This window comes from Microbacterium sp. A84 (assembly GCF_051842815.1).
GTDB lineage: Bacteria > Actinomycetota > Actinomycetes > Actinomycetales > Microbacteriaceae > Microbacterium.
In genome coordinates, this window is record NZ_JBPXMS010000004.1 from 140,811 (window position 1) to 164,819 (window position 24,009).

Sequence of the window (24,009 nt, forward strand, 5' to 3'; positions counted from 1 at the left end):
TCGCTTTCATTTCGAAGGGCCGGTAACCGCGAGGTTGCCGGCCCTTCGTCATTCGGTAAAGACCCGCCTCACGCGACGATGTTGTGGTTTCGCCGGAACACGTTGTGCGGATCCCACTCCGCTTTCACCGCACGCAACCGCTTAAGTGCCTCGGTCGAGAACATTCCCGGCACTGCTGCCGGACGTTCCGTGTCCGCGAAGTTTCCATATTCGGCCAGGCGACCGGATTCGATCTCTCGCCAGTGGGCGAGGATCGCTGCCCGTGTGTCGTCATCGATCATGCCGGGGATGTCAAACCCACCCGCCATCACGAACCACGTCGCCGACCTTGCCGGGAAGGGTGTCGTCTCTTGAGGCACGTCGGCGAACGCTCCCCCGAGTGAGCGCAGGAACACGACCGATGCCGGATACGCGCCGCGAAACGCCACCAGCCGATCGATGAGGTCATCGTCGAGCTCCGCAAAGAGGCCATTGCCGCCCAGGAACCCGGGCGGGGCAGCCGCGTCCTCCCCCGCCTCAGGCACGGGCATCTCGAGCAGGATCTCCCGGTATGCCGGAGTCGTCACCGCGGCTTCGGTGCCCTCCAATGCTGCCACCGGCGCGAGGGAAGTTCGCAGCGCATCCGCGTCGTCCCCTGCCCAGACCGCGGCCAGACGCGCCCCGGCCGGTGCGCTCGGGTCCATTGCCGGAACATCCATGTAGGTGACCGTCAGCTCGCGCGGGGCCGTGCGCATCAGATCACGGGTCGTGCGCAGCACAGCAGCGGCATCCCCACCGATCACATACTCGCCGTACGCGATGCCGGAGAGGTGATGGGCCGCGAAATCAAAGCGTGTCACGATGCCAAAGTTACCGCCTCCGCCCTTCAGCGCCCACAACAACTCGGCGTTCTCATCTGCTGTGGCCTCGACGATCTCGCCGGCTGCGGTCACGAGTTGTACGCCGATCAACTGATCGGCTGCGAGCCCCCAACTGCGCACCATCCAGCCGATTCCGCCGCCGAGCGTCAACCCGCCGACGCCGACGCTGGCGGTGTCACCCGAGCTGATCGCCAGCCCCGCATCCGTGAGCGCGGTGGCGACCGCGCCCCATGTCGCCCCGCCGCCGATATGCACAGTGGTGCCTTCGACGCGGACGTCCGCAAGTTCGGTGAGATCGATCCGCATGCCGTCCGGCACGTCTCGCGACCAGGGCCCATGGCCGCCGGATACGACGGTGATGGTGAGAGCTTCCTGCTGCGCGCGTCGCACCAGGGCGGCGACATCCTCCGGTGTCGCCGGAACTACTGTGAGTGGACTATTTGTCATGCGCTCACGCTAGCGACGGGCACCGACGTTTACGGCCAAATCGCGAGAATCGGCCATGCGCCGTCAGCGAACCGACGAGCTTCCGGGTACCACGACGGTCTTCAGACCCTCGCCGCGCGCCGCGGCGTCAAGGGCATCGAAGAAGCCAGCCAGTGGCACCTGTTTCGTGATCAGCGGTGTCAGCACAACGTCGCCCGCCGCGATCAGCCGCATCGCCGCGCGCCAGGAGGCCGGCGTGGATGCGAAGCCACTGGTGACGGTGAGCTCCTTGTATAAGACGATGTCGAACGGCAGCGTGACCTCGCGTCCAAATATCCCCACCTGCACATAGCGTGCACCTCGGCGCGCCGCACGCAGTGCGCCTGCCGCACCCGGAGCGGAGCCGGAGCATTCGATGACGACGTCGAAAGAGTCAGCCTCCGGTGTCTGCGCGGTCGTCCCGATACCGAGGTCTGCGGCAACCGCCAGACGTGCGGCATCGGCGGGGAGCCCGGCGAGGGTGACGATACCCCCGGATGCCTTCGCGACCTGTGCTGCCAGCTGTCCCATCGCTCCGGGCCCGGTGACGAGCACGCGGTCCCCCGGTTGCACGACCGGCGGATCGAGCAGGCACTGGGCGACGCAGGCGAGTGGTTCGCTGAGCACTCCGTCGAGTTCCCCTGGCGTTGCTGGCATCCGGTGCAGGTTGATGACCGGCAGCAGCATCTGGGTGGCGAACCCGCCGTTTCGGAATGATCCGATCGAGCGGCGGTCCGCGCACAGATTGCGGCGCCCTGCGCGACACATGTCGCACCTCTCGCAGGCGGCGAAGTAGGTCTCGGCTGCCACCTTGACACCGACCCAGGCCGCGTCTTGTTCAGATCCGACCGAGGAGACGACGCCGAGAACTTCGTGGCCCATCACGACCGGCCGCTCGTGGTCGTACTTGTCATGGGCGACATGCACGTCGGTGCCGCAGATGCCGGTTGCGAGGACGTCGATGACGACCTGCCCTGCACCAGCGATCGGAACGTCGACCTCGCCGAGCTCGATACCCTCGACGCCGGGGCCACGCTTGATCACCGCGGGCATGGTGCTCATCGGTCGCGGCTTTTCACGATGGTCGTGCGGAACGCTGCGGCGCGCGCGGCGAGGGCTATCAGGTCGCCGCCGGGGCGGGCAGCATCCCCCACCAGCGGTCCCCCCACGCCAACCCCGAAGGCACCCGCCGCGAGGAATGAGTCGATCGTCTCGACGTACACACCCCCGACGGGGATGATCCTGGCATCCGGGAATGGATCACGCACTGCCTTGATGAATCCAGCCCCGAGTGTGGCCGCGGGGAAAAGTTTCACCGCGGCCGCACCCAGATCCATCCCCCGCTGAATCTCGGTGGGCGTGTAAACGCCGGGAAGCACACCGATACCCTGACGGATCGCGTATTCGACGGATGCCGTGAGCGTCGGAGTGACGATGAACTGCGCACCTGCGGCGAGCGCACGGTCGGTGTCTGCCTCAGTGAGGACGGTTCCCGCGCCGATGAGTGCCTCGGTCGGGGCATCCGCCACGATCTGAGAGATCGCTTCCTCGGCATCCGCCAGAGTGAGTGTGATCTCCAGCGTCGTGACACCGGCGTCGATGAGTGTGCGCGCCGCGGCGACGGTCGCATCCACATCGGTGCCCCGCAGAATCGCCACCAGACGATCAGAAGCGATTCGATCGCGCAACTGCGCGTTGTCCACGGTGCTGTTCACCATTCCGCCACCGATCCGTCTGCGTGCCGCCAAATCGGGTTCTGCCATGTCTCCCAGCGAGACGCGGCATCCCGTACGGCCTTCTCGTCGATCTCGATTCCGAGACCAGCACCAGTCAACCGCTCAAACCCGCCATCGACGAACTTCAGCGGCGCCGTGTCGACGACATAGTCGAGCACCTCAGCACCCTGGTTGTAATGGATGCCGATCGACTGCTCCTGAATGAGGTAGTTCGGCGTCGCGAAACCCACCTGCAAGCATGCGGCAAGCGCGAGCGGCCCCAGCGGGCAGTGCGGGGCAAGCAAGACGTCGAACGTCTCCGCGAGAGCAGCGATTCGGCGTACCTCGGAGATCCCTCCGGCGTGGGAGAGGTCAGGCTGGGCGATGGCAATTCCGGCCTGCAGCACCGGAAGGAACTCCTGCCTGTTGTACAGCCGCTCCCCCGTGGCGATCGGAATCGTCGTCGCATCCACGATCCGGTCTATCGCGTGCGAGTTCTCCGGAACGACCGGCTCCTCAAGGAAGAACGGATGCAGCGGCTCCAACAACGGCGCCAAGCGGCGAGCGGTGGCGAGCGTGAATCGCCCGTGCAGATCGACCGCGACATCGCGATCGGGACCGAGTACGTCCCTGGCCATGGCGACCCGCGAGACGACGCCGTCCAGCTCTGCGACCGAGCCGTTTCGACTCATCTTGCCGGAGGCGTTCATCTTCACTGCGGTGAGTCCGACCTCGAGCTGCTCAGCGATGTGGTCGGCCACTTCGGCCGGGTCGTCACCGCCAACCCAGCCGTAGGCGCGGATGCGGTCGCGAACTGCACCGCCGAGCAGGTCATGCACCGGCACGCCGAGCCTCTTGCCCTTGAGATCCCACAGCGCCTGATCGACGCCGGCGACGGCGCTGGCAAGCACCGCGCCACCGCGATAGAACTGACTTTTGGTGAGCACCTGCCAGTGATCCTCGATCAGGCCAGGGTCACGTCCCATGAGATACCCGGCGAACTGGTCGACAGCCGCGCGCACGACATCGGCATAGCCCTCCAGCGACGCCTCACCCCAACCGACGAGCCCGTCGCTCGTCTCGATGCGCACGAACAGCCAGCGCGGCGCGACGGGGAATGACTCGATGCGGGCAATGGTGGCAGTCATGGCGCGCCTCCTGCCTGCGAGAGATAGTCGGCGGCAACCTGGGCGACAATCGCCTGCGGTGTGGCGATCACACTGACTCTGATTCCGTGCTCATCGGCGGCAAGCGGCTCAAGTGTGTCGTACTGCGACTGCAGCAGGGCTGGCGGCATGTACTCGTGCGTCCTGGCGCTCACGCGCTCACGCACCAATTCGACCGCTCCCCACGGGTCAACGAAGTACGCCTCTGGATCGTGCTCGCGGATGAGATCACGGTAGCTGCGGCGCAGTGCGGAGCAGGCCACCACGACGCCACCCGAGGCGGCTCGCTCAACCAGCGCAGCACCCACCGCATGCAGCCATGGCTCGCGATTGTCATCCGTGAGCGCTGTCCCGGCTGCCATGAGCTCGATATTCTGCTCGGAGTGCAGGTCATCCCCGTCGATGAAGGGGACGCCCAGTCGCTCTGCGAGCAGACTGCCGATGGTGGATTTGCCGATTCCCTGCACTCCCATCACCACGATGGATACGGTCCGTGCTGCAGACATGCTCAACCCTTTGTGGCGCCGGCGGTGAGCCCACTGACGATATAGCGCTGCGTGAACAGGGCGATCAGCATGATCGGCGTCGTCACCACGACGGATGCCGCCATGAGCGCACCCCAGTCGATCGAGGCGTAGCCGATGAAGTCGAAGATCGCCACCGGCAGCGTCTTGGTGGAGTTGCCGGAGAGCACGAGGGCGAACATAAAGTTGTTCCACGAGAAGATGAACGACAGGATCGTCGCCGTTGCGATACCTGGCACCGACAGCGGCAGCGTGATCCGGAAGAACGCGCCGATCGCAGTGAGTCCGTCCACCTGCGCCGACTCCTCCAGCTCCAGCGGAAGCTGATCGAAGAACGACATCATGATGTAGAGAATCAGCGGCAGCGACACGAACATGTGCGAGAGAATCAACGGCGTATACCCGCCGGTCAGCTTCAACTGGGCGAAGATGAAGTACCACGGCACCAGCAGGCTGACGCCGGGAATGATGCGTGCCAGCAGTACCACCATCGCCGATTTATTCATGATGAATCGGCTCATCGCGTAGGCGGCTGGAACCGCGAGTACGAGAGAGAGTGCCGTCGCCATGAAAGCGACGAAGAACGAGTTCCAGATGTAGACAAGGTAGTTGCCACGACGCGGATCGAACACCGTGCCGTAGTTCTCCAACGTCGGGTCGAAGATGAACGCCTTGGTGGGGTCGTAGATCTGCACATTCAGCTTGAGGCTGGCGAGCACCATCCATACGATCGGGCCGAGGAACGCAAGCACGATGAGGGCGAGCCCGATGAACCGTCCAACGGTCCCCCATCGGAACTTCCGGCGTCGCATGATCGGCGGCTTTGCGCCGCCGGTAACGAGGGTGCGGGTATCAGTCATCGAGGTCATGACTCCTTGCCCTTTCTCTGCATCTGGAGAACCCAGATCACGGCCAAGATGAGGAGGAAGAACAGGATCAGCACCGCCGACGCCAGTCCGTACTCGTTGTAGTCAAAGCTCAGGCCATAGGCATACACGTTGAGCGTCTCCACGTCGTGGAATGCCCCGCCGCCCTTGCCCTTGGTGGCGTAGAGGATGTCGAAGGTCTTCAGCGCATCGATGCCGCGCAGGAGAACCGCCGCGACGATCACCGGGCGCATCAGCGGGACGATGACGTACCAGAAGCGCTGCCAGCCGTTCGCACCGTCGACCTTTGCGGCTTCCTGGGGTTCGTCGGAGAGGCCGGTGAGCCCAGCGAGCAGGATGAGCGTCACCATCGGCGTCCACTGCCAGATGTCGACGAATGTCAGCGTAGCCAGCGACGTGGCAGGATCCGCCAACCACGGCTGAGGGGGGATGCCGACCCAGCTGAGCATCTCATTGATGAAGCCGATGTTCGGCTCGAAAAGCAGCCGCCACATCATGCCGACCGCGACCGGTGTCGCCACCAGCGGGAGCAGGATGATCGTTCGAACGACGCCTTGGCCTCGGAACGGCTTCCACAGCAGGAGGGCGATGATCATGCCGAGAATCAACTCGAAGAAGAGTGCGCCACCGGTGAAGGCGAACGTGCGCCAGACGGCGGGCCAGAACCGTTCGGTGTCGGTGAGCGCTTCGATGTAGTTCTCCGCGCCGATGAAATCGAAGGCCCGGCGAACGGAACGCTTCGAATCGGTAAAGCTGAGAAAGACGGTCCAGCCCAACGGGATGGCAAGCAGCAGAGCGGTGAAGGCGATGGAGGGACCAGCGAACAGCCACTTTCGGTGCCGATTGGCCCAGCGGCTGAAGCGCTCCATCGCCCCGACGTTCTCGGGTGTCTGTAGTGCAGTCATGAGTGCTTCCGTGAGGGTCGGCCGTCGTCGCCCCGGTGCTTCACCGGGGCGACGACGGACTGGCGGAATGGTTACTCGGCGTCCTCGAGAAGGAATTCGTCGAACGCCGTGTTCGCGGAGTCAACCGCCGCATCCACGTCGCCGCCGGCGATGGCCTCGACGATCGGACCGCCCACGAGCTCGCGGGCCAGTGCGACCTGGATCACGAGAGGACGATCCTGGCCGACGCCGTTCGCGCCGTTGATTTTGATCGCCTCGACGAGCTCGGCCGGGTACTCGGCGGTCGCCTCGGGGTTGTCCCACACCGAGGTGCGTGCACCGGAGACACCGAGCTTGGCCATCTCCAGCGTGATCTCCTTCGACGTCGCCCACTGGACGAACTGCCATGCGGCGTCCTGGTTCGCAGAGGTCTCGTTGATGGCGAGTGCCCACGCCGCGACGTTATACGGCTTGGACCCGGCTTCGCCCTCGGGGAAGGCCGCGAAGCCGACCTGCTCAGAGACCGTCGACTGCGTCGGGTCGGTCATGTTCTTGTACAGGCTGTCAGCGTCTGCGATGAATGCGGCCTGACCCTGCTGGAACACGGCGAATGCCTCGGGCCAGCTCATCTCAGGGTTGATCGTGGCATCCGTGTGATTGCGGATGAGGTCGCCGTAGTACTGGTACGCGCCACGAGCCTCATCACTGCCGATCGCAGAGGTGCCGTCGTCATTGATCCACTGACCACCCGAGCTGAACAGGAACGCACTGAACTGAGTCACGGCCGCGGACTTGCCGGTACGACCGATGTAGCCGGCAACGTCTGGATGCAGCGCATGGATCGCCGCTGCCGCAGCATCGAGATCCTCGAGCGTGGCCGGCACTTCAAGGCCTGCCTCTTCGAGGAGGTCCTTGCGGTAGTAGAGCACGGTGCGCTCGGTGATGATCGGGACGCCGACAATCACGTCCTCGTAGGTGGTCAGCGACGCCGGCCCAGACTGGAAGTCAGACCAATCCCACTCCGTGTCGGCCTCGGCCCGCTCGGTGAGGTCGGCAAGGTAGCCGTTGCTGGCGAACAGCTTGTTCTCCTGCAGCGGGCGGTACATGAGCACGTCGATCTCATCCGTGCCGGCATTGAGCTTGACGTTGTACTGGTCAGAGAGCTGGTCTTCTGCGAGCTGCGAGATTTCGACGGTGGCGCCGGTCTCCTCCTCGAATTCCGGAATGAGTTCCTTGATGGTCTCGGTCCAGACGTGGTTGGCGAGGGTGACCCGAATGGTCTCGCCCTCGATGCCGGCGGTCTCGTCGGTCTCCGGCCCTGAGCTGCAGCTGACAAGTGCGCCAGCTACCACTGCTGTTGTTGCCGCCGCGAGGAAGCGGGCGGTCTTGGATCCGTACTTCACTGTGACTCCATCCTGAGCCGCGCGTCATCGCGACTGCTCCTGGTGCAGGTGTTCCGTTACATCTGCTTAGTGGTCAAGATAACCCTCACAAGTCATACCTATCAACCCGTGTAACCAAAAAGATATGCTCTAGTCATGAACACCGAAATCGTACTCACCACCGACGCCGCACCTTCAGTGGTGAAGGGTGACCTCCGCAATCTCGTACTTGACACCCTCGGGCGCGAAATCTGCGCGGGTGCGATCGGGCCGGAGACGACATTCACGACCGAGTCGATCGAGGCCCGCTTCCAGGTCTCTCGTTCTGTGGTTCGCGAGGCACTGCGGGCGCTCGAGGCGCTGGGTCTGACGACACCGAAGCGGCGGGTGGGCGTGCGGGTGCTGCCATTGACCCGATGGAACGTGTACGACCTGCAGGTCATCCGCTGGCGACTCGCGAGCCCCAGTCGTGTCGCGCAGCTGCGATCGCTCACTGAACTACGTGGAGCGATCGAACCTGCCGCCGCCCGAATGGCAGCGATGCGCGCCCCGCTGAATCAGGCCAGTGACCTCGTGGGCCTCGCCGGAAGGCTCTGGGCTGCCGGGAAGGCTGGCGATGCGCCCGCGTTCTTGACCCTCGACAAGGAGTTTCACTCCCTCATTCTCACGATGAGCGGCAACGAGATGTTCGCTCAGCTGCATCATCTCGTCGCCGAGGTACTCACCGGTCGCTCCCAGTACAGCCTGATGCCGCAGTTCCCGGCATCCGAAGCGCTGCAGATGCATGTGGACATCGCCACCGCCATCCAAACCGGAAACGCCGACAAGGCTGCCGCGTCGATGGTCGCCATCATGGATCGCACGCTCGCCGAGATGAGCTCGATCTGGGACAACGAGGTCCCGATCATCGGCTGACTGTCACTGACCGCGAAACTCACAGATCACACATAGCGGATTCCATAGCAATCACATAGGAGATTGCCCAGAATGGTTCCATGAGCAACGACCAGCCTGAACTGCGCCGCCCCGATGGTTCTCCTCTGCGCATCCTCGCCGTGGACGATGAGCAGATGCTCACCGATCTGCTCGCCATGGCGTTGCGCATGGAGGGCTGGGAAGTGCGCACGGCATCCTCCGGTCTGGAGGCACTCCAGGTCGCACGCGAATTCGAGCCTGACGCGCTGGTGCTCGACATCATGATGCCCGACCTCGACGGTATGAGTGTCCTGCGACGCCTGCGCGAAACGGGCAACTTCGTCCCCGTGCTGTTCCTCACCGCGAAGGATGCCGTCGGCGACCGCATCGCGGGCCTCACCGCCGGTGGTGACGACTATGTGACGAAGCCGTTCAGCCTGGAGGAGGTCATCGCGCGTCTGCGTGCGATCATCCGTCGCACCGGGCTTGCGACGAGCGACGAGGGCCAGTCGATTCTTCGCGTCGGCGATCTCACACTGAATGAGGACAGCCACGAAGTCGAGCGCGACGGCACCGAGATCGAACTGACCGCCACCGAGTTCGAACTGCTCCGCTATCTCATGCGCAATGAGCGCCGAGTGCTCTCGAAGGCGCAGATCCTCGACCGGGTGTGGAGCTACGACTTCGGTGGCAAGTCCTCGGTCGTGGAGCTGTATATCTCCTACCTCCGCAAGAAGATCGATGCCGGGCGCACGCCGCTGCTGCACACTGTTCGCGGCGTCGGATACATGATCAAGGCCCCGCAGTGAGCTCAACGGGGATGACGCGGCACCCGCTGACCCTGCAGACGCGGCTGATGGCCGCCGTCATCGGATTCGTGTCGCTCATCCTCATCATCGTCGCGGTGATCACGAGCGCGACGCTCGGCCAGGCACTGGAAGGGCGGCTGCAGGATCAACTGAATCGGATTGCGAGCCAGACAACAGTTCTCGTCAAACAGGCGCAAATCTTGACTGTCGCCGGCCGGCCGCTCACCGCACAGAATGTGCTCGCCGGTCAGCACTATCCCGGCCTACTCCTGGCAATCGCATTTGAGGACGGCGCCAGCGGCGCTCTGGTCACGTCCGAAGGGACGACCGTTCTCTCGGATGCCCAGTTCGAAGCCCTCACCGACGCTGTCAAGACATCGCCGAACACCTCTGTGATGTTGGACGGTCTCGGTTCCTTCTCCGTCACCGTCAGAGAATCAGGCGGCATCGGAATCGTCACCGGTCTGCCTCGCGATGAGGTGCAGAGCACCATGGCGCAGTTGCTCACCGTCATCACGCTCGCCACCCTCGGCGGACTCATCCTGCTTGCGCTCACCACAACGATCACGATTCGGATGAGTCTGCGACCCCTGCGAGCGGTGGCGGCGACGGCAATGCGCGTGGCCAATCAGCCATTGGATCGTGGCGAGGTCACCATTACCGAGCGCGTACCGACCTACGAGGCCGATCCCCGAACCGAGACCGGCCTCGTAGGCGCATCGTTGAACAAGCTGCTCGATCACGTCAACGATTCCCTCGCATCGCGGCAGAACAACGAGGAGCGGATGCGACGGTTCGTCGCGGATGCCAGCCATGAGCTACGTACTCCCCTGGCGTCCATTCGCGGGTATTCCGAGCTCTCGCTGCGGGATCGGACACTGCCGGACACAGCTCAGACGGCGCTGGAGCGCATCCAGGCACAGTCACTGCGGATGACCCGACTGGTCGAGGATCTGCTGCTGCTGGCTCGCCTGGATGAGGGTCAGGAACTCGTGCACGGCACAGTCGATCTCACCCAACTGGCGCTGGAGGGGCTGGCCGACGCGCGCCCCACTGCTCCAGAGCATCACTGGAGCATCGATGTTCCCGAGGAGCCGGTGACCATGCTCGGCGATGCGGGGCGACTGCATCAGGTGGTCGCGAACCTGCTCGCGAACGCACGCACTCACACACCGGCAGGAACCCAGATCACCCTGGGCGTCGCTGTGGAGAACGATCAGGCTGTGATCCGCGTGCATGATGATGGCCCAGGCATCGACCCGCAGGTGCGTGATGAAATGTTCGCTCGCTTCGCGCGAGGAGACAGTTCACGCGCCCGCCAGACCGGTGGCACCGGTCTGGGGCTCGCGATCGTCAAGGCCATCGTCGAAGGTCACGACGGAGAGATCGCGGTGGAGTCAGAGCCCGGCAATACGACATTCGCGGTCAGGTTCCCCCGGACGCCCGCGGTGTGACCCATCCCGGCTCACACTTGCAGGGCCGAGGCACGGATGCAGTGGCATCCGTCGGCGTTTCGCCATGCATCCGTTCGATCGCCCTGCAGGTGTGCAGCTCAGACGCGCCATGCCATCCGCGCTAGCGCCGCGATGATTGCAGCCTCGACCATGGGCCAGTCGTAGACGACGAGCGCGTAGTCGAAACGGAGCGTCTCGTATCCGAGAAGGGATGCCGCGGCATCCCTCACAAGATCCTTGTGTCGGTGTGACTCGTCGTCATGGTTCTCTTTGCCGTCGGTCTCCAAAATCAGGTGCTCGCCGATGACGAAGTCGACCGTGCCGACCGTGGGAATCACGACTTGACAGTCAAGACGGATGCCAAGCAGATGAAGGCGCAGCCGCAGAAGTGATTCGAGACCGCTGTCCGCGTCGCTGCGGGCAAGATCGACAAGCCAGCGCGCGTTCACCGGTAGTCGCGCGCGCACACGGGTCCTCGCAGAAGAGGTGATCTTCCGCTGCCGAAGCGCCGATTCGAGCGCCGCAAAGAACGCCTCGTCACCATGGCAGTGATAGACATGCACGAGCACGACCTCCAGCGGCGCCAGCCCGAGGCTCATCCTCCCAGCGAAGAAGTGTCCGACGCATGAGCAGCTCCTCGGATGGTGGACTCTTCCGGTGCCGCCCAACCAGACGTGCACGGTGGCATCGTCATTCAACGTCCAAATGCTATGCCGGCGCAGTGCGCGCGCACAGGTCACGGCGCCGCCGTGCGCGGCAGCATCGATCAGTTCCGCATCGGTGGAGGGCACGGCGAAGACGCCTGGACGCACCCGCAGGATGCTTCCGTCCTTCACTGAGTTCGACAGCATCCTTCGGGAGAATCCGAACTCCTGAAGACGAGTTCCTCGGGCGATTCCGCCCGCGTGTGTGATGAGTTGGGATGGTTGCAGCATCCGCCGATCCTGTCCCATCCCGAGGCTCGAGAACTTGCCCCGACGGCGATTGTGGATGAAATCGCGAGGTCTCGCAGATGTGCAGGACAAGTCGCCGTGCACACTTGCAGGGCCGAGGCACGGATGTCGAGGCATCCGTCGGCGTTTCGCCATACATCCGTTCGATCGCCCTGCAAGTGTGCCGGGGCGAGCGTCCGCCGGGGCACCGGTCAGTACCCGGCGAAGGCGTCCGTCGTCAGGGTGCGTGCCTTCTTCAGCGCCGGGGCGAGATCGGCGAGCAGCCGCGGCGGGCCCGAGATGAAGGTATGCCGAGTCGAGATATCCGGAACCACCCGCTCCAGTCCCTCCGCGTCCAGGCGCACTCCCTGCGCCCAGGTCCAGTGCGCGGGAAGATCAGCCGGAGCATCCCTCGTGAATATGACAACAGGCACGCCGGTCGCCTCGAGTTCTGCGCGGAACGCGAGCTCTGCGGCCTCGGCTGCGACATAGACGAGCACGACATCACGCTGCACGCCATCGGCCTGCATTTGCCGCAGCTGCGAGACGAATGGTGTGACGCCGATGCCCGCGGCGACCATGAGCACCGGCACATCGCTGTGCGGCAACACGAAATCGCCCCACGTTCCGGTGACGGCAAGGGTGGCACCCGGCTCGGCACTCGCCAGCGCCCGCTTGTATGACGACGGATGCTTCTGATCGCCGCTTTTGTACGCGATCCGCAGCGTCGGGAGGTCGGCCGGCGCGGAGACGATGCTGAACTCGCGGCGTGTGCCACGTGCATCCGGATGGCGGTGCGGCACATCGAGCTCGAGGTACTGCCCCGGCACGAACTTCAGCTTCCCCTTGGCCCGGAACGTCAGCTCCTGCGCCGTCGGGGTGATGAACTCACGCTTGTGAAGAGTGAGTCGCACCGAACCGCGTAGGGCGAACGCGACAGCGAGCAGGTTGCCGATCAGCAGCGCCCTCTCTTGTCCCAGCGTGAAGAGCCCTCCGATGAGGATCGGCCAGCCAGCGAGCACGCCGACCAGCGCAGCGACGGAGAACTGCTGCCAGCGTCGGGGCGGACTCGTCAGCGGCTCAGAAACCATGAACACGCCGAGGAAGAGGTACGGCGACTGCAGTACGGCGAACCCAATCGCGGATGCGAGATCGAAGTCGATCCCGAACTGCTCCGCCTGCACCGCTTGCCGCACGACCGCAGTGCCGACCGCGATCAGCAGGAAGACCAGCACCACACGCACCTTCTCGGTGCGCCACAGCAGGACCAACCCGAAGACGGCGACCGGGATCGCGAGGGCGCCGTTTCCGACCCACCAGGATGCGGAGGTGCCGAGCCATTCGAATGCACCGAACGAGCCGACGATAGTGACCACGGCTGCGCCGAACGCCGCCGGATTCAGGATGTGCCGGCCTCGCCAGGCAATGACGTACTTGGACAGGCTCGCGAGAGCACCCGCCAGTGCGAGGCCGAGGATGCTCGCCGGCTCGACCCCCGGCCTCATCACGAACAGCAGAATCAGCGCGGTGACCAGCGAAGATTCCACCCGCCATGGCAAGTGCAGAATCCGCTGCGCGCCCGCATCGACGGCCGAGATGACGACGGCGAGCACGACGAACGAGACGACGAGTTCCAGGGGCGTGGGCGACACGATCACGCCGAACACGGAGAGCACCAGCGCGATGAGCGCCAGCGCCGTCAGAGCGAAGAAGACCAGCCGGTACATTGACACAGCGCCGAGAACTGCGAGCACCCGTTGACGGATGGCAGTGAATGAAGACGTCACAGATTAACTCTTCCCTATCTGTGGCCTGCTGAGGCCGTGAACAGCTCAACCGGGGCATTCACAGAGCGTTCTGCGTGTCCGTCGGTACTCATTCGCACCCACTCCACGCCCCAGCGATCGGCAAGTTCTGCGCCCCCAGCGAAGAACAGCGCTGTGGCTGCGGCATCCGCTCGCATCGCGTTGGTGGCAGTAACCCAGGTCGCCGCCCATGTTCGCACTGGCAGTCCGGTTCGCGCATCCAGCACGTGGTGCAGGCCGTCGCCCCACGCGCGCCGATTGATGGCGGATGCGGACAGCGCCCGATCGCGAATCGTCGCGATGCCGATGGCTTTGGTCACATCGAACGGATGCTCCAGGCCAATCCGCACCTCGGCGCCCCGCACGGCCAGATCGCCACCGGCGTCGACGATGAGGTCACCTTCGATCTCGGAGAGCGCATCGATCACGAGATCAACGAGTCGCCCCTTTCCGAGTGCGCCCACGTCGATCACGCCAGCGGATGCCAGGGACAGCTCCGATGGGGTCCAGGTGAGGATGCTCTGCCAATCGGATGGCGCCGCTCGCGGAGCACCGGCGGCGAGGGAGTATCCGGCGTCGTAGCCGAGCGCGTTGAGGCTCTCCCCGACCAGCGGATTCACGGCGCCATCGGTGGCTTCGGACAGCTCGCGGTACACGTCAAGCATTGCCGCAGCATCCGTCGTCACCGCAGCGATACCGCCCGCTTCAGAGAGCCGTGTCACCAGCGAGTCTTCGCGAAAACGGGACCAGGTCAGGTCGAAGTCGTCGATGAGGGCGTCGATCTTCGTGCGCTGCGCCTTGGGCAGCGGGTTCTCGGTCTCGATCTCCCACCTCGTACCGATTGCGTCGAAGCTCCAGACGGACATCGTGGACTAGACCGCGGCCTGCTCTTTGATGTCGTCCACCGCAGAGTTGAACCCACCGCTGGTGAGCGATGAACCCGCGACGCGACTGACATTCAGCTCGTGGATCGCAACACCGACTACTTCCTCGGCGATCCCGGTGATGAAGACGCCCTGATACTGCTCGCTCTCGCGGGCCTGCGGGTCACCGGTCACCGTGACATCGGTGATCACGCCGTCTTCGAGGCGCAGCATGACCGAGATCTGCTCCACCGTCTCGGGCGTCTGGTACGCGCCTTTGGCGGTGTACGTGCCATCGACGTACTCACCGGAGCCGGACGATTCCTGCGCGCCGGAATCCGCCTCGGTCGCCGTCGCGCCCTGAGCCTCAGCCGTGCCCTTCACGTCTGCGTCAGCAGTACCAGAGCATCCGGCCAACACCAGAAGCCCGGCGACACCTGCGACGGCGGCGCCCTTGCGAACGGATGACGGGACGGTCGAGCTGATCATGAATTCGAGAGTAGGACGACCCGCTATGCGCTTGCTGTGGTCGTGCGTTACGCGTCGCCACCGAACATGCTGGTGACTGAACCGTCCTGGAACACCTCGTGGACAGCGCGTGCCAGCAGCGGGGCGATCGGCAAAACAGTGAGCCCATCCCAGCGACGTGATTCGCTCAGCGGGATCGTGTCGGTGACGACGACCTCGTCGATCGAAATATCCTGAAGACGCTCACTTGCCGGGTCGCTGAAGATCGCGTGTGTGGCAGCGACGATCACGCGGCGCGCGCCTGCGGACTTCAACGCCTGCGCAGCCTTGACGATGGTGCCACCGGTGTCGATCATGTCGTCAACAAGCAGGCAGGTGCGGCCTTCGACGGCTCCGACGATCTCGTGTACGGAGACCTGGTTGGCGACCTTCGGGTCGCGGCGCTTGTGAATGATCGCCAGCGGGGCACCCAGACTGTCCGACCAGGTGTCAGCCACGCGTACGCGCCCCATGTCGGGCGAGACGATCGTGAGGGTCTCACGGTCTTCTGCAGTGAGGTTCGTCTTGAAGTACTCCAACAGCACCGGCTTTGCGAACAGGTGGTCGACGGGGCCATCGAAGAAGCCCTGGATCTGCGCGGCGTGCAGGTCGACGCTCATGATGCGGTCGGCGCCAGCCGTCTTGAGCAGGTCCGAGACGAGGCGGGCGCTGATCGGCTCACGGCCGCGACCCTTCTTGTCCTGGCGCGAGTACGGGTAGTACGGGGCGACGACCGTGATGCGCTTCGCCGATGCACGCTTGGCGGCATCGATCATGATGAGCGTCTCCATGAGCCACTCATTGACCGGCGTACCGAAGGTCTGAATCAGGAACAGGTCGCATCCGCGGATCGAGACTTCGAAGCGGGCATAGATCTCGCCAGACGCGAATGTGCGGTGTTCGACAGGTACCGGCTGGATGCCGAGTCCCTCGGCGACCGCTGCAGTCAGCTCTGGGTGTGAACGACCGCCTGCGACGACGAGCCGCTTCTTGGTCTTCGAGATGAGCCCGGGGGCCACACCGTTGTCTCGATCTAATGCAACGGTCTTCTTCTTGTGCCCCATGACCTGCCTTACTCTGCGGTTTTATTCGCTCGGGATGCCGCGTGTGCAGCGCCGGTCCCGGCACGATTCTTCTCGACCCACCCCTCGACATTGCGTTGAGGGGCCACGCTCAAGGCCAGGGCACCAGCAGGGACGTCCTTTCGGACGACCGCTCCCGCTCCGGTCTTCGCACCAGCACCAATCCTAACGGGCGCGACGAAGACGTTATGCGAGCCCGTGTGCACCTCGTCACCGATCTCGGTGCGGTGCTTGACGATGTCGTCATAGTTGGCGGTGATGGCACCGGCGCCGAGATTGACGCGATCACCGATCGTGGTGTCGCCAACGTAGGAAAGGTGCGGAACCTTGCTGCCCTCACCGATCTGCGAATTCTTCGTCTCTACGAAGGTGCCGATCTTGCCGTTCGCGCCCAGCACCGTGCCAGGGCGGATGTAAGCGAAGGGACCGACACTCGCGCCGGCGCCGATGACGGCGAGTGTCGCATCGGTACGACGGATGACGGCATCCGCACCGACCTCGCAGTCGACCAACGATGTGTCTGGACCGATCACGGCGCCGGAGTCGATGACGGTTGCGCCGGAGATGATCGTGTTCGGCAGGATGGTGACGTCAGCCGCGAGCTTCGCGTCGTCATCGATCCAGGTGGTCGCTGGGTCGATGATGGTGACACCCTCGCGCTGCCAGTGGCGCACGATGCGATTGTTGAGCACGCGGCCTGCCTCGGCCAACTGCACCCGATCGTTGACGCCGAAGGTCGCGGCGGAGTCCCCGGCGACCTCGGCCGCGACGATCTCCTGCGCTTGGCGCAGCAGCCCGATCACGTCGGTGAGGTACATCTCGCCCTGCGCGTTGTTCTGGTCGACCTTCGCCAGGAAGGTGCGCAGTGCGGAGGCCCGGAACACATAGACGCCGGAGTTGATCTCGGAGACTGCGGCCTCTTCTGCTGTGGCATCCTTCTGTTCCACGATGCGCGCCACGGTGCCGCCGGCGTCGCGGATGATGCGGCCGTAGCCGGTCGGATCGTCCAACAGCGCGCTGAGCACTGTGGCCGCAGCGGAGGCTCCTCGGTGCGCGTCGACCAGCGCCTGCAGAGTCTCTGCTTCCAGCAGCGGCACATCGCCGGAGAGCACGAGCACGTCGCCGGCGAAGTCCGCTGGCAGCGCGTCGACAGCGATCTGCACTGCGCGCCCGGTACCAGGAATCTCGTCCTGGTCGACAATGATGGCGTCCGGGTAGTGCTCGGCGAGCACTGCAACGACACGGTCACGCTCATGACGGACCACGACCTCGATGCGCTCCGCGCCGAGACGGGATGCCGTAGTCAGCACATGTCCGACAAGCGAACGTCCGCTGATCGAGTGGAGCACCTTCGGCAATCGCGACTTCATGCGGGTGCCCTGCCCCGCGGCGAGCACGATGATCGCGAGCTTGTTCTCCGTCATGCTCCGCCGCCAGGATTCGAACCTAGACTTAACAGCTCCAAAGGCTGTCGTGCTGCCATTACACTACGGCGGACCGCGGCGATGAGGCCGCGAGACAATTCTGCCATGCCTGAGGGGTCCACCGTCGCCACGAGTGATGTTCGTCTGAGGCGATAATGGACAGATGAGCGAGGCAGATGAAGTCGACCGGATCGTCGGCGCGTGGAATACCCAGCGCCCCGACCTTGATTTCTCCCCGCTCGAGGTGCTCTCCCGGATGGATCGCCTTTCCAAGCATCTCGACCGCGCACGACGTGATGTCTTCCGGCGCAGTGACATCGAGACCTGGGAATGGGATGTACTTTCTGCTCTTCGCCGGGCGGGCACTCCGTTCCAGCTCTCCCCCAAGCAGCTTCTGCAGCAGACTCTCGTCTCCAGCGGCACCATGACCAACCGGATTGATCGGCTGGTGGGACGCCGCTTCGTGCGCCGAGAGGCCGATCCAGGAGATGGCCGCAGCGTTCAGGTCACGCTGACCGACGATGGCCGCATTCGGGTCGATGCCGCGATCACCCGCCTTGTCGACGTCGAGGCCGAACTGCTGCAGGCACTGTCGCGCACCGATCGAGACCGCATGGCGACTCTGCTGCGCAAACTCAGCCTGAGCTACGACTCCTGATGGCGGTGCACTCCTGATGGCGATGGCCTCCCCGCTTCCCGTCCGCGACGGCGTCGGCGCCACTCGACTGCATCTGCCGCGCACTGGCCCCTGGCCGACAGCGAGCGCCTACATGGTCGAACGCTTCTTCCATCTCGATCCGGAATGGCTACGCGAACGCTTCGATCGCGGTGAAATTGTCGCCGCTGACGGCTCGGCCCTGACCCGATACACACCGCTGGAGGCTGAAGAGTTCGTTTGGTATTACCGGGAGCCGCCGGCCGAGACCGAGATCCCGTTCTACTCCGAGATCCTGTACCAGGACGATGACCTCGTTGTCATCGACAAACCGCATTTTCTGCCGAGCACCCCCGCCGGGAAGTATGTGCAGAACTCAGCGCTCGTGCGCCTGCGGAGACAACTCGACAACTCAGATCTCGCGCCGATCCATCGGCTTGACCGCGCCACCGCCGGGCTGCTGATGTTCTCGGCCCGCGTGCAGACGCGCGGTGCTTACCAGGTGATGTTCCAGAAGCGGCAGATTACGAAGGTCTACGAGGCAGTGTCCACACGGCCCGAACATTGGGAGAACCCGTTCCCTTTGACCGTGCGCACCCATATCGAGAAGTTGCGCGGTCAGCTCTGCGTCGAGGTCGACCCGTCACGAGAGCCGAACTCCGAGACGCTCGTCGAGCTGATCGCTGCCGACGATCAGGTCATCCACACACTGTTGCGACCGCACACCGGCAAGATGCACCAGTTGCGCGTGCATCTCGCCTCGGTGGGCGCCGGTATTCTGCACGACAACCTCTACCCGATACTCACCGATGAGAAGCCGGACGACCACGAGCGGCCGCTCCAGCTACTCGCCAGAGAGCTGCGTTTCATCGATCCGCTGACGGGCAAGCAGCGCGAGTTCCTGAGCCGACGCACGCTGAAGTACGCACCGTGAGGCGGCTCGGGCCGCGTGAGTGGGCCCTCGTTGGCGTCATCGGAGCGCTGATCGTCGCGCTGGTCGTGGTCCTCGCAGTAGTCTGGCCTCGCGCGGATGCCGCGCCTGTCGTGACCAGCGCGCCGAGCGCCACCCCGGATCCAACGCCCACACCCACTCCCACTCCGACCCCCACCGGCTTCCCGGCGAACACCGGCGTCTACGACGCGCTCACACTCCCAGAGGCGAATGTGTTCGCCGTGCTGCCGCAGCTCCCGGTCGACGCCGACCCGGATGCGCCGTTCTCCGGATACACCGCCCGCGCCATCACCGACGCCGCGCCCGTCTGGGCCGATCCACTCGGAGAGCCGGTGGCAGCGCTACCGCGCGAGCATCGATACGGCGGCACAACGGTCGCCGTGGTGGAGCACGAGGAGAACTGGGTACGCGTGCTCCTGACCGGGCGCCAGAGCATCCCGTCCCAGGGGAATCCGGCTCAGCTGACCGGATGGCTGCGCACCGCCGACGTCGAACTGGTGGCCACGGACACAACGGTCGAGGTCAGCCTGTCCGCACGCACGGTCGATATCGTCCGCGCAGGCGTTCCCGAACGTATCGCGACAGACTTCGCGTTCGGCGCCGATGTCTCCCCCACGCCGCTCGGGCGTGCGTTCATCCACCTGACCGAGGTCACCTCATTCGGCTACACGCGTGGTCACCCGATCGTCTATCTGTCCCTGCAGTCGCCCGTTCTCGATGGGTTCGGCGGCGAGAACGTCGCAGTGACCGCGTTTCATTATCACGACAACCGCACCGGGGCCATCTCGAACGGATGCATCCGCCTCGACGAGACGGCCATCACGAGGCTCTCCGAACTGCCGGAGGGCACCGGCGTCATCATCAGGCCCTGACGTGGGCGACGAGGGCGCGGAGTCAGTCGCTGGCCGTCGGCCGAGGCCAGTCGCGGCCGGTCCGCTCCTCGATCGAACGATTGAAACGCCCGAGCAGTTCGGCGAAGGCCTCAAGATCCTCGCTGGCCCAGTCCTCCATCAGACGGCCCAGGCCCGCGCGACTGGCGGCGCGTTCCTCCTGCGCTGACAGCTCGCCGTGCGCCGTGGCCCGGAACTTCCTCGCGAGCCCACCATCCGGGTCGGCGATGCGCTCCGCGAGGTCGTCTCGCAGCAGTGCGGCCGTCTGACGGTTGAGGGTCGAGGCATCCAGCCCAGTCACCGCGCTGAGTTCGCCGATACTCTGCGGCCCACCAGCCTGCAACAGATTGAGCAGAGTGTATGCGCTTTGATCGAGCACGCCTCCGCTGCGGCGGGTGCGCCCCGGCAAGGAGGAGAGGTGACGTTCGAAAACCATCGACTCGTACTCGATGACATTGATCGGATCCGCGGTCATTTCGCCATCATGCCACACGCATATGCCACATGCATAACATGTGTAAGATACATAAGTGACCACAATTCCCCGCACCGACAGCACGCCCACGCACGGCGCTCCACTCGTTCGCCCCGGCCTTGTCATCGCGGTGCTCGCCGCGGCCGGCATCGTGGTGTCGCTCGCGCAGACCCTGGTGATACCAATCCTCGGCACCCTGCCCCAAATCTTCGCCACGAATGCAACGAACACTTCGTGGATCATCACCATCACGCTGTTGACCGGCGCGATCTCGACGCCGATCGCCGGGCGTCTCGCCGACATGTACGGCAAGAAGCGGATGATGCTAATCGCCATCATCCCGTTCATCTTCGGATCGGTCATTTGCGCGATCGCGGGCGACGTCGTGACGATGATCGTGGGGCGCGGGCTGCAGGGTCTCGCCAGCGGTCTTATTCCGCTCGGCATCTCTCTCCTGCATGACATCCTCCCGAAGGAGAAGGTCGGGGCCGCGATCGCTCTGATGAGCTCCTCGATGGGCATCGGCGGTGCCCTCGGTCTGCCGATCGCTGCGGGAGTGAGCCAGTTCGCGAGCTGGCGAGTGCTCTTTTGGGCGACGGGTCTCGCGGCGGTCCTCGTCGCGGTCGCTCTCATGAAAGTGGTTCCCGCCCGCAATGCGATTCGAAACGAGAGCAGGTTCGACTACGTCGGTGCAATCGGTCTTGCGATCGGACTCACAGCGCTGCTGCTGGCCATCTCCAAGGGTTCGGAGTGGGGCTGGACGAGCGGTCTGACTCTCGGTTGCTTCGTCGTCGCCATCGTCGTGCTGATGCTGTGGGGCAAATATGAACTCGGTCGACGCGCACCGCTGGTGAATCTTCGCACCACCGTCGCGCCCGTCGTGCTGCTGACGAACATGGCGTCGATCCTCATCGGCTTCGCGATGTACGCCATGAACCTGATCGTGCCTCAGGTGATGCAGTTGCCCACCGAGATCGGCTACGGCCTCGGGCAGAACATGGTGCAGATGGGCCTCTGGCTCGCACCGATGGGCCTCGGCATGATGGCTGTGTCCAAGCTCGGCGCCTCGATCAGTCGCACTCGCGGACCGCGGACCACCCTCATCATGGCGTGCATCGTGATTGCTGCCGGCTACGGTCTGGCGACTCTCGTTCTCGCCACGATCGGTGCTCGTGAGCCTGGCCCGGCCGACAGCACAACAATCATGTGGACGCTCATCCTGATGGCCTCCAGCAGCACGATCACCGGATGCGGCATCGGCTTCGCGTACGGCGCGATGCCTGCCCTCATCATGGGCTCGGTGCCCGCCAGCGACAAGGCGGCTGCCAACGGCTTCAACTCACTCATGCGGTCGCTCGGCACGTCTGTTTCATCCGCCGTCATCGGCGTCGTCCTGGCGTCGATGGTCTTTTCCTACGGCGAGCACGCACTCCCCGCACACGCAGGATTCGTGGTTTCGCTGCTCATCGGCTGCGTGAGTGCGATCGTCGCAGCCCTCATCACCGCTGCGATTCCGCGCGAGCTCAGCCGAGCTGGTCGCTGAGCTCCAACCAGCGCGCCTCGTAGGTCTCGACCTCTGCCTCCAGCGTGCTGATTCGCTTCATCTTGTCGGCGAGACCCTCGTAGTCGGACTGATCGTGCTCGACGAGAGCATGCTTGGCCTTGTCGATCTGCTGCGTCAGCTTCTGGATCTTCCGCTCGGCGGCCGCGACCTCTTTCTGAGCAGTGCGGAGGGCTGCGCCTTCCAGACCGGATGCCCGGGTGGATGCCGAGGCAGATGCCGACTTCGGGGAATTCTGCTCGGCGGTGCGCAGGCGAAGGTACTCGTCCACTCCCCCTGGCAGGTGACGGAGCTTTCCGCCCATGACGGCGAACTGCTGGTCGGTGACCCGCTCGATGAAGTACCGGTCGTGGCTCACCACGAGGAGCGTGCCCGGCCATGAATCGAGGAGGTCCTCGATCGCAGCGAGCATGTCAGTGTCCATGTCGTTGGTCGGCTCATCGAGAATCAGCACGTTCGGCTGCTCGAGCAGCACGAGCAGCAATTGCAGTCGGCGTTGCTGGCCACCGGAGAGATCCTTCACCGGAGTCGAGAGCTGAGCGGACGAAAAGCCGAGACGCTCCAGCAGTTGGCTGGGAGTGAGTGACTGCGACTTGGAGCCTGCGCCGAACGTGTATTCCGTGCGCAGGCTCGCGACGACCTTGCGCACCGGGTCGTTCCAGACCGCGGTCAGTTCATCGGTTCGCTGAGTCAGCGTCTTCACCTTGACGGTCGTGCCTCGCTTCACTCGACCGCTGGTGGGCTCAATAGTGCCGGCGACGAGTCCGAGGAGCGTCGATTTTCCGGCGCCGTTGACGCCCAGAATCCCGGTGCGCTCTCCCGGAGCGATCCGCCACTCCACATCGCGGAGCACCTCACGCTCGCCCTCGCCGATCCCCGAGCCTGTCGAGGGGTAGGTGACACCGGCATCCAACAGGTCGACGACATCCTTGCCCAGCCGCGAGACGGCGAGCGACTGCAGCGAGACGGCATCGCGGATCTCGGGGACGTCCTCGATGAGCGAGTTCGCGGCATCGATGCGGAACTTGGGCTTGGCTGTACGTGCGGGTGCGCCCCGGCGCAGCCACGCGAGCTCCTTGCGGGCGAGGTTCTGACGCTTGGCTTCAACAACCGACGACATCCGGTCACGCTCGACGCGCTGCAGGATGTACGCGGCGTAGCCGCCCTCGAAAGGCTCGACGATACGGTCGTGCACCTCCCACGTCTCGGTGCACACCTCATCGAGGAACCACCGGTCGTGTGTGACGACGAGGAAGGCGCCAGAGTTCACTGCCCAGCGCTTATTCAGATGTCCTGCGAGCCAGGTGATCGCCTCGACGTCGAGGTGGTTGGTCGGCTCGTCGAGCGCGATGATGTCCCAGTCCTTGACGAGGAGGGTGGCGAGGGCGACGCGGCGACGCTGGCCACCGCTAAGACCCAGCACAGGCGCGTTCCAGTCGAGGTCGGCGAGCAACCCTTGAATGACGTCGCGCACGCGCGAGTCACCAGCCCATTCGTACTCCGGAACGTCGCCAACGACGCTCTGGGCGATCGTGAGGGAGTCATCGAGTGTGTCTGCCTGATCCAGCACGCCGACGGTGGTGCCCGCGCGCATTGTCACGCGTCCGCCGTCCGGCTCCTTGCGGCCAGCGAGCATTGCCAGCAGGCTGGATTTGCCGTCGCCGTTGCGTCCGACGATGCCGATCCGATCCCCCTCCTCGATCCCGAGGGTGATGGAGTCGAAAACGACCTTGGTCGGGTATTCCAGGTGGAGGGCCTCGGCCCCGAGAAGATGTGCCATGTCGTCTCAAGGGTAGTCGTCA

At 64.5% G+C, this 24,009-nt stretch carries 23 protein-coding genes and 1 tRNA gene; 7 read left to right on the forward strand and 17 right to left on the reverse strand.

Annotation, left to right across the window (positions count from 1 at the left end):
• Nucleotides 1-68: 68 nt before the first annotated feature.
• From ACSU04_RS15485 to ACSU04_RS15520, 8 genes are all read right to left on the reverse strand, one after another.
• Nucleotides 69-1,307: an FAD-binding oxidoreductase gene (locus ACSU04_RS15485; RefSeq protein WP_439290198.1), complete on the reverse strand. Its 1,239-nt coding sequence runs from the start codon at nt 1,305-1,307 to the stop codon at nt 69-71.
• A 63-nt stretch (nt 1,308-1,370) separates the two neighbouring features.
• The gene (locus ACSU04_RS15490; protein ID WP_439290199.1) at nt 1,371-2,387 is read right to left on the reverse strand and encodes an alcohol dehydrogenase catalytic domain-containing protein; all 1,017 of its coding nucleotides are present in this window, start codon (nt 2,385-2,387) and stop codon (nt 1,371-1,373) included.
• Complete coding sequence (locus tag ACSU04_RS15495) at nt 2,384-3,088, reverse strand: bifunctional 4-hydroxy-2-oxoglutarate aldolase/2-dehydro-3-deoxy-phosphogluconate aldolase (protein ID WP_439290200.1); 705 nt, start codon at nt 3,086-3,088, stop codon at nt 2,384-2,386. Before ACSU04_RS15495 ends, ACSU04_RS15490 begins: the two co-directional genes overlap by 4 nt.
• The gene (gene dgoD / locus ACSU04_RS15500) at nt 3,037-4,188 is read right to left on the reverse strand and encodes a galactonate dehydratase (RefSeq protein ID WP_439290201.1); all 1,152 of its coding nucleotides are present in this window, start codon (nt 4,186-4,188) and stop codon (nt 3,037-3,039) included. Before dgoD ends, ACSU04_RS15495 begins: the two co-directional genes overlap by 52 nt.
• On the reverse strand, nt 4,185-4,712 hold the full coding sequence (locus ACSU04_RS15505; protein ID WP_439290202.1) for a gluconokinase: 528 nt from the start codon (nt 4,710-4,712) through the stop codon (nt 4,185-4,187). Before ACSU04_RS15505 ends, dgoD begins: the two co-directional genes overlap by 4 nt.
• Before the next feature lie 2 nt (nt 4,713-4,714).
• The gene (locus ACSU04_RS15510; RefSeq protein ID WP_439290203.1) at nt 4,715-5,599 is read right to left on the reverse strand and encodes a carbohydrate ABC transporter permease; all 885 of its coding nucleotides are present in this window, start codon (nt 5,597-5,599) and stop codon (nt 4,715-4,717) included.
• Complete coding sequence (locus ACSU04_RS15515) at nt 5,596-6,522, reverse strand: carbohydrate ABC transporter permease (RefSeq protein WP_439290204.1); 927 nt, start codon at nt 6,520-6,522, stop codon at nt 5,596-5,598. Before ACSU04_RS15515 ends, ACSU04_RS15510 begins: the two co-directional genes overlap by 4 nt.
• Before the next feature lie 71 nt (nt 6,523-6,593).
• Nucleotides 6,594-7,904, reverse strand: a complete 1,311-nt coding sequence (locus ACSU04_RS15520; protein ID WP_439290205.1) for an ABC transporter substrate-binding protein — start codon at nt 7,902-7,904, stop codon at nt 6,594-6,596.
• 135 nt (nt 7,905-8,039) lie between these two features.
• Here ACSU04_RS15520 and ACSU04_RS15525 point away from each other — a divergent pair, with 135 nt between their 5' ends.
• The 3 genes from ACSU04_RS15525 (at nt 8,040) to ACSU04_RS15535 (ending at nt 11,061) form a co-directional block, all read left to right on the forward strand.
• Entirely contained in the window at nt 8,040-8,798 is a 759-nt protein-coding gene (locus tag ACSU04_RS15525; RefSeq protein WP_439290206.1) for a FadR/GntR family transcriptional regulator, read from the forward strand.
• Nucleotides 8,799-8,878: 80 nt separating this feature from the next.
• Nucleotides 8,879-9,607: a response regulator transcription factor gene (locus ACSU04_RS15530; RefSeq protein ID WP_439280583.1), complete on the forward strand. Its 729-nt coding sequence runs from the start codon at nt 8,879-8,881 to the stop codon at nt 9,605-9,607.
• The gene (locus tag ACSU04_RS15535) at nt 9,604-11,061 is read left to right on the forward strand and encodes a sensor histidine kinase (protein ID WP_439290207.1); all 1,458 of its coding nucleotides are present in this window, start codon (nt 9,604-9,606) and stop codon (nt 11,059-11,061) included. Before ACSU04_RS15530 ends, ACSU04_RS15535 begins: the two co-directional genes overlap by 4 nt.
• Before the next feature lie 98 nt (nt 11,062-11,159).
• On the opposite strand, the gene ACSU04_RS15540 is transcribed toward ACSU04_RS15535, so the two are convergent.
• From ACSU04_RS15540 to ACSU04_RS15570, 7 genes are all read right to left on the reverse strand, one after another.
• Nucleotides 11,160-11,996 (reverse strand): DUF559 domain-containing protein, encoded by an 837-nt coding sequence (locus tag ACSU04_RS15540; protein WP_439290208.1) that lies wholly within the window; start codon nt 11,994-11,996, stop codon nt 11,160-11,162.
• A gap of 209 nt (nt 11,997-12,205) precedes the next feature.
• Nucleotides 12,206-13,780: an FAD-dependent oxidoreductase gene (locus tag ACSU04_RS15545; RefSeq protein ID WP_439290209.1), complete on the reverse strand. Its 1,575-nt coding sequence runs from the start codon at nt 13,778-13,780 to the stop codon at nt 12,206-12,208.
• Nucleotides 13,781-13,794: 14 nt separating this feature from the next.
• Nucleotides 13,795-14,664, reverse strand: coding sequence for an FAD:protein FMN transferase (locus ACSU04_RS15550; protein WP_439290210.1), 870 nt, complete (start codon nt 14,662-14,664; stop codon nt 13,795-13,797).
• Between the two features lie 6 nt (nt 14,665-14,670).
• Nucleotides 14,671-15,150 (reverse strand): FMN-binding protein, encoded by a 480-nt coding sequence (locus ACSU04_RS15555; protein WP_439280587.1) that lies wholly within the window; start codon nt 15,148-15,150, stop codon nt 14,671-14,673.
• A gap of 47 nt (nt 15,151-15,197) precedes the next feature.
• Nucleotides 15,198-16,232, reverse strand: a complete 1,035-nt coding sequence (locus ACSU04_RS15560) for a ribose-phosphate diphosphokinase (protein WP_439280588.1) — start codon at nt 16,230-16,232, stop codon at nt 15,198-15,200.
• 8 nt (nt 16,233-16,240) lie between these two features.
• A complete protein-coding gene (glmU, locus tag ACSU04_RS15565) occupies nt 16,241-17,674 on the reverse strand; it encodes a bifunctional UDP-N-acetylglucosamine diphosphorylase/glucosamine-1-phosphate N-acetyltransferase GlmU (RefSeq protein WP_439290211.1) in 1,434 nt (477 codons plus the stop codon).
• A gap of 1 nt (nt 17,675) precedes the next feature.
• Nucleotides 17,676-17,747 (reverse strand) — tRNA-Gln (locus ACSU04_RS15570).
• A 90-nt stretch (nt 17,748-17,837) separates the two neighbouring features.
• Between ACSU04_RS15570 and ACSU04_RS15575 the strand changes: the two genes are divergently transcribed.
• From ACSU04_RS15575 to ACSU04_RS15585, 3 genes are read left to right on the forward strand one after another with little or no spacing between them, the layout of a single operon-like run.
• A complete protein-coding gene (locus tag ACSU04_RS15575) occupies nt 17,838-18,332 on the forward strand; it encodes a MarR family winged helix-turn-helix transcriptional regulator (protein ID WP_439280590.1) in 495 nt (164 codons plus the stop codon).
• 22 nt (nt 18,333-18,354) lie between these two features.
• A complete protein-coding gene (locus tag ACSU04_RS15580; RefSeq protein ID WP_439290356.1) occupies nt 18,355-19,263 on the forward strand; it encodes a pseudouridine synthase in 909 nt (302 codons plus the stop codon).
• A complete protein-coding gene (locus ACSU04_RS15585) occupies nt 19,260-20,153 on the forward strand; it encodes a L,D-transpeptidase (RefSeq protein ID WP_439290212.1) in 894 nt (297 codons plus the stop codon). The genes ACSU04_RS15580 and ACSU04_RS15585 overlap by 4 nt, the downstream gene beginning before the upstream one ends.
• Nucleotides 20,154-20,175: 22 nt before the next feature.
• On the opposite strand, the gene ACSU04_RS15590 is transcribed toward ACSU04_RS15585, so the two are convergent.
• Nucleotides 20,176-20,646 carry a MarR family winged helix-turn-helix transcriptional regulator gene (locus ACSU04_RS15590; RefSeq protein WP_439290213.1) on the reverse strand — a complete coding sequence of 157 codons (471 nt, stop codon included), beginning with the start codon at nt 20,644-20,646 and terminating at the stop codon, nt 20,176-20,178.
• Nucleotides 20,647-20,701: 55 nt separating this feature from the next.
• Between ACSU04_RS15590 and ACSU04_RS15595 the strand changes: the two genes are divergently transcribed.
• Complete coding sequence (locus ACSU04_RS15595) at nt 20,702-22,189, forward strand: MFS transporter (RefSeq protein WP_439290214.1); 1,488 nt, start codon at nt 20,702-20,704, stop codon at nt 22,187-22,189.
• On the opposite strand, the gene ACSU04_RS15600 is transcribed toward ACSU04_RS15595, so the two are convergent.
• Nucleotides 22,170-23,987, reverse strand: a complete 1,818-nt coding sequence (locus tag ACSU04_RS15600) for an ABC-F family ATP-binding cassette domain-containing protein (protein ID WP_439290215.1) — start codon at nt 23,985-23,987, stop codon at nt 22,170-22,172. The genes ACSU04_RS15595 and ACSU04_RS15600 overlap by 20 nt on opposite strands.
• Nucleotides 23,988-24,009 lie beyond the last annotated feature (22 nt).